The sequence below is a fragment of the Micromonospora sp. KC207 genome (assembly GCF_004348615.1).
GTDB lineage: Bacteria > Actinomycetota > Actinomycetes > Mycobacteriales > Micromonosporaceae > Micromonospora.
Genome location: NZ_SMKJ01000201.1, coordinates 1 through 13,437 on the forward strand (window position 1 = coordinate 1; position 13,437 = coordinate 13,437).

The 13,437-nt window shown below is 71.3% G+C and carries 14 protein-coding genes; 10 read left to right on the forward strand and 4 right to left on the reverse strand.

What is annotated here, in order from left to right:
• Positions 1–168: 168 nt before the first annotated feature.
• Together E1258_RS22425 and E1258_RS22430 are read right to left on the reverse strand one after the other, a co-directional pair.
• Positions 169–864, reverse strand: a complete 696-nt coding sequence (locus tag E1258_RS22425) for a DUF998 domain-containing protein (RefSeq protein WP_243715619.1) — start codon at positions 862–864, stop codon at positions 169–171.
• 39 nt (positions 865–903) lie between these two features.
• Positions 904–1,869: a glutathione S-transferase family protein gene (locus tag E1258_RS22430; protein ID WP_132404578.1), complete on the reverse strand. Its 966-nt coding sequence runs from the start codon at positions 1,867–1,869 to the stop codon at positions 904–906.
• Positions 1,870–1,968: 99 nt separating this feature from the next.
• Between E1258_RS22430 and pcaF the strand changes: the two genes are divergently transcribed.
• From pcaF to E1258_RS22455, 5 genes are all read left to right on the forward strand, one after another.
• On the forward strand, positions 1,969–3,174 hold the full coding sequence (pcaF, locus tag E1258_RS22435; protein WP_132404580.1) for a 3-oxoadipyl-CoA thiolase: 1,206 nt from the start codon (positions 1,969–1,971) through the stop codon (positions 3,172–3,174).
• Positions 3,175–3,410: 236 nt separating this feature from the next.
• Positions 3,411–4,223, forward strand: coding sequence for an SAM-dependent methyltransferase (locus E1258_RS22440; protein WP_132404582.1), 813 nt, complete (start codon positions 3,411–3,413; stop codon positions 4,221–4,223).
• 6 nt (positions 4,224–4,229) lie between these two features.
• Positions 4,230–6,407 carry a bifunctional diguanylate cyclase/phosphodiesterase gene (locus tag E1258_RS22445; protein ID WP_132404584.1) on the forward strand — a complete coding sequence of 726 codons (2,178 nt, stop codon included), beginning with the start codon at positions 4,230–4,232 and terminating at the stop codon, positions 6,405–6,407.
• Positions 6,404–6,904, forward strand: coding sequence for a DUF456 domain-containing protein (locus E1258_RS22450; protein WP_132404586.1), 501 nt, complete (start codon positions 6,404–6,406; stop codon positions 6,902–6,904). The genes E1258_RS22445 and E1258_RS22450 overlap by 4 nt, the downstream gene beginning before the upstream one ends.
• Before the next feature lie 382 nt (positions 6,905–7,286).
• Positions 7,287–7,772 (forward strand): hypothetical protein, encoded by a 486-nt coding sequence (locus E1258_RS22455; protein WP_132404588.1) that lies wholly within the window; start codon positions 7,287–7,289, stop codon positions 7,770–7,772.
• Between the two features lie 436 nt (positions 7,773–8,208).
• Here E1258_RS22455 and E1258_RS22465 read toward each other — a convergent pair whose 3' ends face one another.
• Both E1258_RS22465 and E1258_RS22470 read right to left on the reverse strand, forming a co-directional pair.
• Positions 8,209–8,397, reverse strand: a complete 189-nt coding sequence (locus tag E1258_RS22465) for a DUF397 domain-containing protein (protein WP_132404592.1) — start codon at positions 8,395–8,397, stop codon at positions 8,209–8,211.
• Positions 8,384–9,181 (reverse strand): helix-turn-helix transcriptional regulator, encoded by a 798-nt coding sequence (locus E1258_RS22470; RefSeq protein WP_132404594.1) that lies wholly within the window; start codon positions 9,179–9,181, stop codon positions 8,384–8,386. Before E1258_RS22470 ends, E1258_RS22465 begins: the two co-directional genes overlap by 14 nt.
• Positions 9,182–9,422: 241 nt before the next feature.
• Between E1258_RS22470 and E1258_RS22475 the strand changes: the two genes are divergently transcribed.
• The 5 genes from E1258_RS22475 (at position 9,423) to E1258_RS22495 (ending at position 13,333) form a co-directional block, all read left to right on the forward strand.
• The gene (locus E1258_RS22475; RefSeq protein WP_132404596.1) at positions 9,423–9,680 is read left to right on the forward strand and encodes a hypothetical protein; all 258 of its coding nucleotides are present in this window, start codon (positions 9,423–9,425) and stop codon (positions 9,678–9,680) included.
• Positions 9,677–9,949, forward strand: a complete 273-nt coding sequence (locus E1258_RS22480) for a hypothetical protein (RefSeq protein WP_132404598.1) — start codon at positions 9,677–9,679, stop codon at positions 9,947–9,949. The genes E1258_RS22475 and E1258_RS22480 overlap by 4 nt, the downstream gene beginning before the upstream one ends.
• Positions 9,942–10,235, forward strand: a complete 294-nt coding sequence (locus E1258_RS22485) for a hypothetical protein (protein WP_132404600.1) — start codon at positions 9,942–9,944, stop codon at positions 10,233–10,235. The genes E1258_RS22480 and E1258_RS22485 overlap by 8 nt, the downstream gene beginning before the upstream one ends.
• A 120-nt stretch (positions 10,236–10,355) precedes the next feature.
• On the forward strand, positions 10,356–11,945 hold the full coding sequence (locus E1258_RS22490) for an amino acid permease (protein WP_132404602.1): 1,590 nt from the start codon (positions 10,356–10,358) through the stop codon (positions 11,943–11,945).
• A 23-nt stretch (positions 11,946–11,968) separates the two neighbouring features.
• Positions 11,969–13,333, forward strand: a complete 1,365-nt coding sequence (locus E1258_RS22495) for a glutamine synthetase family protein (protein ID WP_132404604.1) — start codon at positions 11,969–11,971, stop codon at positions 13,331–13,333.
• Positions 13,334–13,437: the final 104 nt, after the last annotated feature.

Genomic DNA, 13,437 nt, shown 5'->3' on the forward strand with positions numbered 1-13,437 from the left:
GTCAGGAGACGGGCCGCGCCGGACAGATGCCGCTGGCCTGCCGTCGGAGGTCGACGTACAGGCGAACGGTGAGGTCCCAGACGTTGGTCATCGCACGCCGACGGTACGCCGGCCCGTCCCTGCGGTGGAAGGACTGCCTGGCGTGAGGATCCTTACAGGGGCCCTTCCTCACCCCCGGCGGCCGTGCGAAGCGAGGGTGGTGGCGGTCGCCAGGCCCCAGGCGGCACACACCGCGAGCAGCACCCGCTCCAGCACCCCGACCACGGTTCCCCGGCCGAGGAGCAGCATCGCCAGCCCCACCGCCGCCGCCAGCGGCAGCGACAGCGCCGCGCCGAGGGCGGCGAGTCGCCGCAGCCTGGACTGCGCCGATGGGGAGAGCAGCCAGGACGCCGCCGACGGGGGGAACAGCACCGCCAGCATCGCGAACACCACGGCCGCCGTCGCGGCGATGCTCGCCCCGCCGTGCACCAGGTCGGCCACCGTGGCCCGCTCGAACGGCGGCAGCGGGCAGCCGGCGCTGCACCTCACCGTTCCGGAAAGCGCCGCGCACAGGCTGCCGGCGGCGAGCAGCCCCGCCGCGAGGCGCAGCACCGGAGCCAGCGCCGCGGCGAGCAGCAGCAGCGCGCCGGCCAGGGCGAACACCCCGATCCGGTACGCCGAGGCGTACCCGCTGTCGGCGACGCCCGCCTCGCTGACGTACCCGGTGAGCCCGGTGCCGGGACCGGCGACCACGGCAACCGTCACCGCGCCCGCGCCCGCCAGGATGCCGCCGGCGGCGGCCGACGCGGCGACCCGGGACGCGGGCGGCGCCCCGGCTGCCAAAGTGGCGGGGGCCGTCCCGCGCCGGGCAGCCGTGCCCGGCAACTTGCGCCTGGTAAGCCATGCCCGGTAGGCCATGCCTGATCAGCCACGCCCGTGTGGCGTCGCCCAGCCGGCGGTGTCCGGGCCCAGTGGCACGATCCCGGTCGGGTTGATCGCCGGATGGGTGCCGTAGTAGTGCCGCTTGATGTGGTCGAAGTTCACCGTGTCGCCGAAGCCGGGCGTCTGGAACAGGTCCCGGGCGTACGCCCACAGCACCGGCAGCTCCGTCAGTTTGTGCCGGTTGCACTTGAAATGCCCGTGATAGGCCGCGTCGAACCGGACCAGCGTGGTGAACAGCCGCACGTCGGCCTCGGTGATCGCGTCGCCCATCAGGTAGCGCTGCCCGGACAGCCGCTCCGACAGGGCGTCGAGGCGGGCGAACAGCGCGGTGAACGCCTCGTCGTACGCGGTCTGGGAGGTGGCGAAGCCGCACCGGTAGACGCCGTTGTTCACGTCCCGGTGGATGTCGGCCATCAGCGCGTCCATCTCCACGCGCAGCTCCGCCGGGTACAGCTCCGGCGCGCCCGCGCGGTGCAGGCTCCGCCACTGCGTGGACAGGTCGAGGGTGAGCTGCGGATAGTCGTTGCTGACCACCCGCCCGGTGAGCGTGTCGACCAGCGCCGGCACGGTGACCCGGCCCCCGTACCCCGGGTCGGTCGCCAGGTACGCCTCCGACAGGTACGCGATGCCGAGCACCGGGTCCCGCCCGCCGGGGTCGAGGGTGAACCGCCAGCCCCGCTCGTCGCGGATCGGGTCGACTGTGGCGAGCCCGATCGCGTCGTCCAGGCCCAGCAGGCCACGCACGATCGCCGCCCGGTGCGCCCAGGGGCAGGCCTGGCACCACACGAGCCGGTAGCGGCCGGCCTCCAGGGGCCAACGGCCCTGGGCGTCGGGCCCGCCGCCGGGTGGCGAGTCGGAGTCGGCGGCGACCCGCCCAGTGAACCGGTTCGGCTGGCGGACGAACGCGCCGTCCGCGGAGGTCTCTGCGCTGAACTGGGCCCGAGCCATGCGGCCAACCTATCCGTTCGCCGCACGGATATTCTGGCCCCGCGTCGCCGTGACCCGGCGGGCCCTGAATCGGCCTCCCCCACCCGAAGGACCGTGTCGATGACCGTGGCATATCTCGTGGCCGGTGTCCGCACCCCCATCGGCCGGTACGCCGGCGCCCTCGCCGGGGTGCGCCCCGACGACCTCGCCGCGCACGTGATCCGCGAGCTGGTCGCCCGCCACCCGTCGGTGGACTGGGCCCGCGTCGACGACGTGGTCCTCGGCTGCGCCAACCAGGCCGGCGAGGACAACCGCAACGTCGCACGGATGGCGGCTCTGCTCGCCGGACTGCCCGGCGAGGTGCCCGGCAGCACCGTCAACCGGCTCTGCGGCTCCGGCCTGGACGCCCTGGCCACCGCCGCCCGGCAGATCGTCGCCGGAGAGGCGGAGCTGGTGGTGGCCGGTGGCGTGGAGAACATGAGCCGGGCGCCGTTCGTGCTGCCGAAGGCGGCGTCCGCGTTCTCCCGGGCCGCCGAGATGTACGACACCACGATCGGCTGGCGGCTGGTCAACCCGCTGATGGAGCAGGGCTGGGGCATCGACTCGATGCCCGAGACGGCGGAGAACGTGGCCGCCGAGTACGGCGTCGACCGCGCCGCGCAGGACGCGTTCGCGTACCGGTCGCAGCAGCGGGCCGCCAAGGCGCAGGCCGACGGCCGGTTCGCCGAGGAGATCGTGCCGGTCACCGTGCCGGCGGGTCGGCGCGAGACGAAGCTGGTCGACGTCGACGAGCACCCCCGGGGGACGTCGCTGGAGAAGCTCGCCGCGCTGCCCACCCCGTTCCGCGACGGCGGCACGGTGACCGCCGGCAACTCCTCCGGGGTCAACGACGGCGCGGTGGCGCTGCTGGTGGCCGGCGAGGCGGCGATGGCCCGGTATGGCCTCACCCCGCTGGCCCGGGTCACCGGGGCCGCCGCGGCCGGCGTGCCACCCCGGATCATGGGGATCGGGCCGGTGCCGGCCACCCGCCGGTTGCTCGGCCGGCTCGGCGTCGGCCTCGGCGCGGTCGACGTGATCGAGCTGAACGAGGCGTTCGCCGCCCAGTCGGTGGCGGTGCTGCGCGAGCTGGGCCTGCCCGAGGACGCCGAGCACGTCAACCCCAACGGCGGGGCCATCGCCCTGGGCCACCCGTTGGGGGCCAGCGGCGCCCGGCTGGCCCTGACCGCCGCCCTGGAGTTGCGTCGCCGCGACGCGAGGCGGGCGCTGGCGACCATGTGCGTCGGCGTGGGGCAGGGCATCTCGCTGATGCTGGAGTCAGTCGCCTGACGGTGGGCGCGGGGCCGGGCCGGTCGACCGTTGATGCCGGAGTCAGTCGGCTGACCGGCCGCGCGGGCGTGGCCCGAACGGGGAGCAGACCTCGCTAACGGTGGAACCTGCGGCCTAGAGTGTGGAACACCACAGACCCGCGGGTCTGCCGGTCGGCGTGCATCGGCGTGCCCGCGTCGCGCCCAGACGGCCGGCGCGGCCCGTGGCGCGGCGACGACTGGCGGGAGCGACACAGGATGGCGGACGGACTTCCCACCGAGATCGATCTGAGTCGACCGAGCGCGGCCCGGGTCTACGACTACTTCCTGGGCGGAGCGCACAACTTCGAGATCGACCGGCAGTTGGCCGGGCAGATCGCCAGCATGACGCCGAACCTGGCCGCGACCATGCGGGCGGGCCGGGAGTTCCTGCGCCGGGCGGTCCGGGCGCTGCTCGACGCCGGCATCGACCAGTTCCTCGACATCGGCTCGGGGATTCCTACCGTGGGCAACGTGCACGAGGTGGCGCAGGCCGCGAACCCGAAGGCCCGCGTGGTCTACGTCGACATCGACCCGGTGGCCGTGGCGCACAGCCGGGAGCTGCTGGCCGGCGACGACCTGACCGGAGTGATCCACGCCGATTTGCGGCAGCCGGAGGCGATCCTCGCCGCCTGCCGGGCCATGGGGCTGCTCGATCTCGACCGGCCGGTCGGCCTCCTGCTCGCCGGGGTGGTCCACTTCGTCAAGGACGCCGACCGCCCCGCCGACCTCCTCGCCACCCTGCGGGCCGCCGCCGCCCCGGGCAGTTTCCTGGTCGTCTCGCACGCCACCTTCGAGGACCAGCCGCAGGAGATGTTGGACGCCCAGCGGCTCTCGGCGCGTACCGCCACCGAGATCACCCTGCGCTCCCGGGCCGAGATCACCGGCTTCTTCGGCGACTGGACGATCCTGGAGCCGGGCGTGGTGCACATGCCCCTCTGGCGCCCCGACTCACCGTCGGACGTGGACGAGCACCCCGAGCGGTTCGGTGCGTTCGGCGGCGTCGCCCGGTACGACCAGCCCGCCGGCTAGGCCGACGTGGCAGCCGTGCCGGAACCCGGCGGCGAGGGCTACAGCCGAGCCGGCGCCCAGTCGTACGCCGCCGAGTGGGCCCGGGCGGCCCGCCAGCTCGGCTTCGTGCCGCTCAGCGGGGCCGAGACCGAGCGGCTGCTGCTCGCCCACACGGCGCTGCTGGCCCAGGCGCTGCTGGCCGAGACGTTCTCCGCCCGACCCGCCGAGAGCGTCGGCCGGGCGCTGGTCGAGGCGCACCTGGCCGAGCCAGGGCTGCTCGACTGGTCGCTCGCGGCGCTCGGGGACCGGTTCGTCGCCCAGGTGCTGCCCGACCGGGCGGCCCGGCCCGGCACGGCCCAGCGGGTCGCCGCCCTCCAGGGTGGGCTCGCCGCCGGGTTCGCCCAGGCGCTGCGGGACCGTACCTTCACCCAGCAGGAACGCATCGCCCGCAGCGCCTGGCAGGCCCGCGACATCGTCGAGCAGGCGCTACGCGACAGCGAGGCGCGGTTCCGGGCCGTCTTCGTCGGTGCGGCCATCGGCATCGGCATCGCCGGCGTCGACGGGCAGATCATCGAGGTGAACCAGTCCTTCGCCGACATGCTGGGCTACTCCGTCGCCGAACTGCGCCGGACCAACGTGGCGTCGCTGTTCCACCCCGACGACGCCGCCGGCATGTGGGAGCTCTACCAGGAGCTGATCGAGGGCAAGCACGACGCGGTCCGGGTGGAGAAGCGCTACTACCGCAAGGACGGCAGCGTCGTCTGGACGGACCTGGCCGTCTCGCTGATCCGGCACGACGACGGCCGGCCACGCTTCACCGTCGCGATGATCGAGGACATCACCGAGCGGTACGAGCTTCAGCAGCGGCTGCGCTTCCAGGCGCTGCACGACCCGCTCACCGGCCTGCCGAACCGTACGCTGTTCTTCGAAACCCTCGGCCGGGTCCTCGACGACGCGGGCCCGGACCACCGCATCGGCGTCTGCTTCCTCGACCTGGACGGCTTCAAGGCGGTCAACGACAGCCTCGGGCACGACCTCGGCGACCGGCTGCTGGTCGAGATCGCCCGGCGGCTGGCCGAGTGCGTCGCCGGGCACGGTCACCTGGTCGCCCGGATGGGCGGCGACGAGTTCGTCATCCTCGTCGACGGCGGCGAGGGCATCGACGACGCGGTGGGTGTCGCGGAGATGGCCCTCGCCGCCGTCTCCGCCCCGGTGCACGTCGGCGACCAGCAGCTCGCGGTGAGCGCCAGCATCGGCATCGTCGAGTGCCCGTCCGGCGAAACCAGCGCGTCGGAGCTGATGAGGGCCGCCGACACCACCCTGTACTGGGCGAAGGCCGAGGGCCGGGGCCGGTGGGCGGTCTACGACCCGGAGCGCAGCGCCCGGGACATCGCCCGCTCGGCACTGGTCGCCGGCCTGCCCGCCGCGCTCGACCGGGGCGAGTTCGTGGTCCACTACCAGCCGATCGTGTCGCTGCTCGACTCGTCGATGGTGGCGGTGGAGGCACTGGTCCGCTGGCAGCACCCGGAGCTGGGCCTGGTCGGGCCGGACCAGTTCATCGGGCTCGCCGAGGAGACCGGGTTGATCGTCCGGCTCGGCGAGTGGGTGCTCGGGCAGGCGTGCCGCGACGCCGAGGCGTGGCGTCGCGAGTTCCCCGAGGCGAAGCTGGTGGTCAGCGTCAACCTGGCCGCCCGGCAGGCCGACGACCCGGCCATCGTCGAGACGGTGGCGGATGCGCTGGGCCGTACCGGCCTCCCTGCCGCCCTGCTTCAGCTCGAACTGACCGAGAGCGCCGTGATGGGCACCGCCGGGGAGCCGCTGCGGGCGCTGCACCAGCTCGCCGAACTCGGCGTACGGCTGGCGATCGACGACTTCGGCACCGGATACTCGAACCTGGCGTACCTGCGGCGAATGCCCATCCACTGCCTCAAGCTGGCCGGGCCGTTCGTGGAGGGCATCCGGCCCGGCGACGCGGACAACCCCACCGACCACCGCGACGAGCGGATCGTGGACGCGCTGGTGCGGCTGGCGCACGCGCTGGAGATGTGGGTGACCGCCGAGGCGGTGGAGACCGGTGCGCAGGCGGAACGGCTGCGGTCGCTACGGTGTGACACCGGGCAGGGGCGCTGGTTCGGCCCGCCCGTACCGGCGGCCCAGATCACCGCCCGGCTGCGCGGCGAGACGATTCCGGGGGGTACGGCATGAGTCTCACCGACTCGCAGACGGTGGCGTCGGTGGTGGCCGCGCTGGCCATCGTGGCCGGGCTCGCCGGGGTGGTGGTGCCGGGCCTGCCCGCGTTGCCGCTGTGCTGGGGTGGGGTGCTGGTCTGGGCGCTGTTCGGCAGCGCCGGGGCGGGCCGCTGGCTGGTGCTGGCCGCCGCGACGCTCGTCGCCGTCGGCGGTGCCGTCGTCAAATACCTGTGGCCGGGGCGCAACCTCAGGAATGCCGGAGTGCCGACGTCGTCCCTGCTGGCCGGCGGCCTGCTCGGGCTGGTCGGCTTCTTCGTGATTCCGGTGGTCGGCCTGGTCGTCGGCTTCGTCGGCGGCGTCTGGGGGGCCGAGCGGCTGCGGCTGGGCAGCAACCAGCTTGCCTGGCCGTCGACGGTGCACGCGCTCAAGGCCGCCGGCCTGTCGATGCTGGTGGAGTTCCTCACCGGGCTGGTGATCGCCGTGCTCTGGGTGGCCGGCCTGATCTTCGCCTGAGTCGAGGGGTTCGCAGGGGCGGCGGGCGGGGCGGGTCGCCGCAGTGAGAGAGAGGTGAGCGCCCCGCCCGCCGCCGGCCGGGCGTTGCCGAGCGCCCGGCGGGGCCCGTCCGGATCGGGCCTGGTCACAGGCTCAAGGATGCGCGCCACGGCCCGCCGCCGGCAAGGCGATTATCGGTACGTCGCGAGCCTGCCTGCCAGTACGCCCGCACCAGATGGCCTGGTGCCCGGTGGCTGACATGGTACTCAGGCATAGCCGGACAAATGTGGCGCGGATTCCTACACCTGAGAAGATGCTTGGTCAAGTCAAGGCCCACTTGATGTGGCATGGATCACGCCGAAAGGTGCTGCGGGATGCGCTGAAGTAGTTCAGCATGGGTCACATGAAGACCATGCAGTGGAGTGACGCAGCCCGCACACCGCGTGAGGTTGCAGCTGCAGTTGAGTCCTCAGGTGAAGTGCGGCTGGAGCGGCGAGGTGACGGGGTGTCCTTCGTGCTCATGCGCGAGGACCGCGCTCGGCAGGCTCAGCAGGGGATGGAGACTACGGCCCGACTGCTCCGCAACCTCCTTCATCATGGTGGTGAGGAGTTGGTGACAGAAGCCTTGGTGGACGTTTTTCCCTGGGTCAACTTCTTGCCTGAGAAGGATTGTATTGCCTTCGTCAGGGAGTTCATGTGGACTCTGGAGGCTTGTAGCGATCTTGATGTGTGGACGCCATTTGGAAGAATGATTCACGAATGGCAGCAGACTGCGGCGATTCACGCTGACCCGGCGCTCGCCCAGGAGTTGTCCCGCGCTGTAGACTCCGACCTCGGTCCTGTACCTGTGCCGATGACGTCGGAGGAAGCCGGTGCCGAAGAGGAATGACCGGGTAGCACCGCCGGCTCCTCCGTCAGGATGGGAATTGCGCTTCGGCACCAAGGAAGCGGCCGAAGGCTGGGAGGAATTGGTGAAGGCGGCCCCGGGCAACCTGTGGCGGGCGTGGGAGTCGCTGACATATGGCCCAGAGGACCTGACAATCCTCAACCGACAGCACCGGTTGAAGGGTGAGCTTGGAAGCCGCATGGTGCAAGGGGAAAACCTTGAGCAGTGGCAGTACGAGGTGACAGGCGGCGGAAGGATCTGGTACTGCCCTGATCCAGAGCGCCGGATTGTATGGGTGACTTACGCTTCGACCGCACATCCACGAGCCACGGATTAGTTCCAGACCGAATCAGTCGGGGCTTCCGCTCTTACCCCGTGGTTCGGCCGGCGCGACGAAGGCCCTCGGTGCGTTCGCCGAGGGCCTTCCGTGGGTTCGGGGTCAGTGCTGCTTGGTGAAGCCGAGGAACGCCTTCCAGGCACCCAAGGCAAAGGTGAGCGCCGGACCCTCCTGGTCCTTGCTGTCGCGTACGGCAACCGTGCCGGGCAGGTTGTCGGCAACCTCGACGCAGTCACCGCCGCTCGTGCCGCTCCGGGTGGGCTTCCTCCATCGCGCGTTACTGAGGTCCATGTTGGCTCTCCACTTCCTTCAACAGGGCGAGCGACAGATCGCGCGGCAGGGCGAGCCCTCTCACGCCCTCCCACCGTTCCAGAAGCGTAGCCATTTCGTCCTCGCTGTCGGTCACCAAGCCGGAGAGCTGGTTCTCCAGATGTCCCACCCAGCCGCCGTCGGTGGACCGGGCCAAGGCGAGCGGGCCTGACAGTCCGACGTGCAGGCCGGTGTAGCTCGGGATGGCATGGAGATGGACGTGGGGGAGTTCGGCCATTCGTAGCAGGTGGGCGAGCTGTTCGCCCATAGTCGCATCGGTGCGGCGCAGGGCTGACTCGTCGATGACGGCGACGACCTGGGGCGGGTGCTCGCGTACCAGAATCTCCTGCCGCTCCAGGCGGGCCGCGACCTGCCGCTCGACGTCCTCCTCCGGCTTCGTGTCGTCGAAGCGCAGCACGGTGCGGGCGTAGTTCTCGGTCTGGAGCAGGCCGGGGACGAGCGTGGGGTTGAAGTACCTGAGCTGCTTGGCGTTGCGCTCGGCCTCCAGCCAGGGGCGGAACCACGAGGGTTGGCCGTCCCGCTCGGCCATCCGCAGCAGGGACTCGAACAGGCCACCCGTGTCGAGCACCTCGTCCATCCGCTTGACGTACGGCTTGTCGAGCGGCCGGGTGCCGGTCTCCACTGCGGAGATCGTCGAGGCCGAGTAGTTCGCGCGGCGGCCGAGTTCCTCTTGGCTCAGGCCGGCGGCTGTCCGGATGCGACGAAGCTGCGCGCGTATCAGATCGGCGGTTTGTTCGCCTTCCATGGTCCCTCCAGATTCCTACCGGGATCGCCAGACGTTGGCCGGTGTCGCCGAGTGCCGCCGAGGGCCGACAGGTGCGGTGCCGTGCTCCCAGACGTACTTCGAGATCAGGCGAGATGGCTTCTCAGCGTAGTTCTCTGATCAGCAGACTGTCACCGTGGGGTCCGCTGTTGGGGTGGCTGCCCCACTCAGCTCGGCCGTCGAGACAGGGAAGAAGTGCGTGCGCGGACACCGTTGTCCATCGTTGAATCCGCTGGTCGCCATCGGCGATGTGCTGACCCTTCAGCCGTGCGACTACTGCATCGGGCAGGCGGTGCTGCGGCTGAAGGTCAGCTACGTCCCCCGGGACGCGAACTTCCTGGCGTCGCGGTGGGTGCGCCTGGAGGGGCTGGAGCTGCGCCCCGACGGCACACCGTGGCGGGAGCGCGTCGTCATGGTCCGGGTGCAGGCGATCCGGGACGCCCCGCCGGCCCACCCGGAGCCGGGGGTGCGGGGGCGGTGACGGGCCAACACCCGCCGAGGTACGCCGGCGGTCCCTGCTTCACCTGCGGCAGGCCGTGGCCGTGCTTCGAGCGGCAGGTGGCGAGCCTCGTCGAGTACGCCGGCCGGGGTGACCTGCTCGTGGCGTACATGGGCGACTGGCACCGTCTCGGGGTCGAGGAGCGCAGGCAGCGCGGCCTGCCGTTCGACCCGGATATGGAACTGCGGCACCTCGGGTGGCTCGACATGGTCCTGCCGGCGCGGGGTGAGCGCCGCAGCGGCGATGGTTGAGCCCGCGCCCAGGGGACCGAGGTGCGGCGACCTGCTGCACGTCACCCGGGACGCGAGCGTCCAGTTCGTCCGGCCGCTCCTCTTCCGCGTGATCCGCGTCCACGAGGACTGGCACACGTACCACGGGTGGCTGTGGCTGGACGGCTACGAGGTCGACGCGAGGGGTGACGCCGTGGCCCGCCGCTCGATCTACGTCCGGCCGGCGGGACTGCGGTGGCTGACCCGCGCCCCGCGCCCGTCGGCAACGCCCTCCGAGCGGTCCCGCCCCGCCCGGCGGCCGGCCTGACCAGCCGATCAGCCTGGCCGGGAAGGAGGCCGGACGACCGTCGTGGCGGATTGACCGCAGTGATCGACGGGACGAGACTCGGGCGCACGCGTTTCCGGCAACACCGCCAGGAGGTGTGCAGTGGCCACGACTCCCGCGCCGACCGCCGAGCAGCCGATGGACGACGACGCTCGCCGGCTCGCCGAACTCGGCTACCAGCAGGAGCTACGCCGTAAGTGGAGCGGCTTCTCCAACTTCGCGATCTCGTTCTCCATCATCTCGATCCTGGCCGGCTGCTTCACCACGTTCGGCCAGGCGTGGAACAACGGCGGGCCGGTCGCCATCTCCTGGGGCTGGCCGCTGATCTCGCTGTTCATCCTGGTCATCGGCTTCTGCCTGGCGGAACTGGTGTCGGCGTATCCGACGGCCGGCGGCATCTACTGGTGGGCGGCGAAGATGGGCCGGCCGGTGCACGGCTGGTTCACCGGCTGGCTCAACCTGATCGGGCTGGTCGCGGTCACCGCGTCGGTCGACTACGGCTGCGCCACCTTCCTCAACCTTTCCCTGTCGGCGCTGTTCGACGGCTGGGAGGGGACGCTCCGCCAGGCGTTCGTGCTGTTCGTGATCATTCTGGCGCTGCACGGGCTGATCAACATTTTCGGGCACCGCATCATCGACGTACTCCAGAACGTCTCGGTGTGGTGGCACGTGGCCGGCGCGGCCGCGGTGGTGGCCATTCTGGTGTTCGTCCCGGACGAGCACCAGAGCTTCCAGTTCGTCTTCACCGAGCGGTTCAACAACTCCGGCTTCGGCGACGGCGGCACCGGCGGGCTGACCTTCTGGTTCTACGTGCTGCCGCTGGGCTTCCTGCTCACCCAGTACACGATCACCGGTTTCGACGCCTGCGCGCACGTCTCCGAGGAGACCCGGGGCGCCTCGAAGGCCGCCGCGCAGGGGCTCTGGCGGTCGATCTTCTACTCGGCGGTCGGGGGCTGGATCCTGCTGCTCGCCTTCCTCTTCGCCGCCACCGACGTGGAGGCCATCAACGCGGCCGGCGGGTTCTCCGGTGCGATCTTCTCTACCGCGCTCACCCCGTTCTTCTTCAAGACCGTCATCATCATCTCCACCATCGGGCAGTTCTTCTGCGGCATGAGCTGCGTGACCTCGATGAGCCGGATGGCGTACGCGTTCAGCCGGGACCGGGCGGTGCCGGGCTGGCGGCTCTGGTCCCGGGTGGACCGCAACGGCACCCCGGTCAACGCGATCATCGGCGCGACCCTGGCGGGGCTGGTGCTCACCCTGCCGGCGCTCTACGAGAGCACGTCCGGCGTCCCGGTCGCCTTCTACGCGGTCGTCTCGGTCGCGGTGATCGGGCTCTACCTCTCCTTCGTCATCCCGATCGCGCTGCGGCTGCGGATGGGCGACCGGTTCACCCCCGGTCCGTGGACCCTCGGCCGCAGGTACCGGCTGCTCGGCTGGGTCGCGGTGGTCGAGATCGCGATCATTTCGGTGTACTTCGTGCTGCCGATCGTGCCCGCCGGCGTGCCCGGTCACGCCGACTTCACCTGGTCGGCGGTGAACTATGCGCCGCTGGCCGTCGGCGGGGTGCTGCTCGTCGTCGCCGTGTGGTGGTACGCCTCGGCCCGCAAGTGGTTCACCGGCCCCCGCCGTACCGTCGGGTTTGCCGACGCGTCCGGGGCGGGCATTGACGGTGATCCGGTCAGGCAGTAGACCTTGGTGATGGAGGCCCGCGCATGAGCAGAGCACCGCTGTCCCTCGAAGAGTTACGGGCGGCGGTCGCTGCCGGCAAGCTCGACACCGTGGTGCTGGCCCTGGTCGACATGCAGGGCCGGTTGCAGGGCAAGCGGTTCCACGCGCCGTTCTTCCTCGACCAGGTCGTCGAGAACGGCAGCGAGGGGTGCAACTACCTGCTCGCCGTGGACGTCGACATGAACACCGTCGGCGGGTACGCGATGTCGAGCTGGGAGCGCGGGTACGGCGACTTCGCGATGGTGCCCGACCTGGAGACGCTGCGCCGGGTGCCCTGGCAGCCGGGCACGGCGATGCTCCTGGCCGACCTGGCGTGGCTGGACGGGTCCGGCCCGGTGGCCGCCTCGCCCCGGCAGATCCTGCGCCGCCAGCTCGACCGGCTCGCCGCGCACGGCCTGACCGCGTACGCGGGCACCGAGCTGGAATTCGTCCTCTACCGCGACTCGTACGAGGACGCCTGGCGGCGTGGCTACCGCGAGCTGACCCCGGCGAACCAGTACAACGTCGACTATTCGCTGCTCGGCACCGCCCGGGTGGAGCCGCTGCTGCGCCGCATCCGCACCGAGATGGCCGGCGCGGGCCTGACCCCGGAGAGCGCCAAGGGCGAGTGCAACCTCGGCCAGCACGAGATCGCCTTCCGGTACGACGAGGCAGTGGCCTGCGCCGACCATCACGTGATCTACAAGAACGGGGCGAAGGAGATCGCCGCCCAAGAGGGCATGTCGCTCACCTTCATGGCGAAGCCGAACGCCCGGGAGGGCAACTCCTGCCACATCCACTTCTCGCTACGCGACGCCGACGGGCGCTCGGCGATGCTCGGCGACGGGCCGGCCCACCTGAGCGTCACGGGGCAGCGGGTGCTGGCCGGGCTGCTGGACACCATGCGGGAGTTCAGCCTGATGTTCGCCCCGAACATCAACTCGTACAAGCGGTACCAGCCCGGCTCGTTCGCCCCGACCGCGCTGCGCTGGGGCACCGACAACCGCACCTGCGCGCTGCGGCTGGTCGGGCACGGCCAGGGGATGCGGGTGGAGAACCGGGTGCCGGGCGCGGACGTCAACCCGTACCTGGCGATCGCCGCCCTGGTGGCGGGGGCGGTGCACGGCATCGAGCGGGAGCTGGAGCTGGGGCCGGAGTGCACCGGCAACGCGTACGACGACCCGGCCGCCGAGCGCGTCCCCGGCACCCTGCGCGACGCCCTGGAGCTGTGGGAGTCCTCGACGATCGCCCGTGCCGTCTTCGGCGACGGCGTCCACGCCCACTACGCCAACCAGGCGAGCGTCGAGCTGAAGGCATTCGACGCCGCGGTGACGGACTGGGAGCTCACCCGTGGCTTCGAACGCCTCTGACCCCCGCCCCTCCTCCTCCCGCGATCTTGCAGTTGGGGCCCCTGGCATGGGAGCTTGGCGGCATTTGTGGGGGCCGTAACCGCAAGATCGTTGGAGATGAGGGG

Coding starts and splice junctions, on each gene's coding strand:
- E1258_RS22430 (WP_132404578.1), bottom strand. CDS start 1,869: ATGGCTCGGGCCCAGTTCAGCGCAGAGACCTCCGCGGACGGCGCGTTC.
- E1258_RS22485 (WP_132404600.1), top strand. CDS start 9,942: ATGGTTGAGCCCGCGCCCAGGGGACCGAGGTGCGGCGACCTGCTGCAC.
- pcaF (WP_132404580.1), top strand. CDS start 1,969: ATGACCGTGGCATATCTCGTGGCCGGTGTCCGCACCCCCATCGGCCGG.
- E1258_RS22440 (WP_132404582.1), top strand. CDS start 3,411: ATGGCGGACGGACTTCCCACCGAGATCGATCTGAGTCGACCGAGCGCG.
- E1258_RS22495 (WP_132404604.1), top strand. CDS start 11,969: ATGAGCAGAGCACCGCTGTCCCTCGAAGAGTTACGGGCGGCGGTCGCT.
- E1258_RS22455 (WP_132404588.1), top strand. CDS start 7,287: ATGAAGACCATGCAGTGGAGTGACGCAGCCCGCACACCGCGTGAGGTT.
- E1258_RS22465 (WP_132404592.1), bottom strand. CDS start 8,397: ATGGACCTCAGTAACGCGCGATGGAGGAAGCCCACCCGGAGCGGCACG.
- E1258_RS22450 (WP_132404586.1), top strand. CDS start 6,404: ATGAGTCTCACCGACTCGCAGACGGTGGCGTCGGTGGTGGCCGCGCTG.
- E1258_RS22470 (WP_132404594.1), bottom strand. CDS start 9,181: ATGGAAGGCGAACAAACCGCCGATCTGATACGCGCGCAGCTTCGTCGC.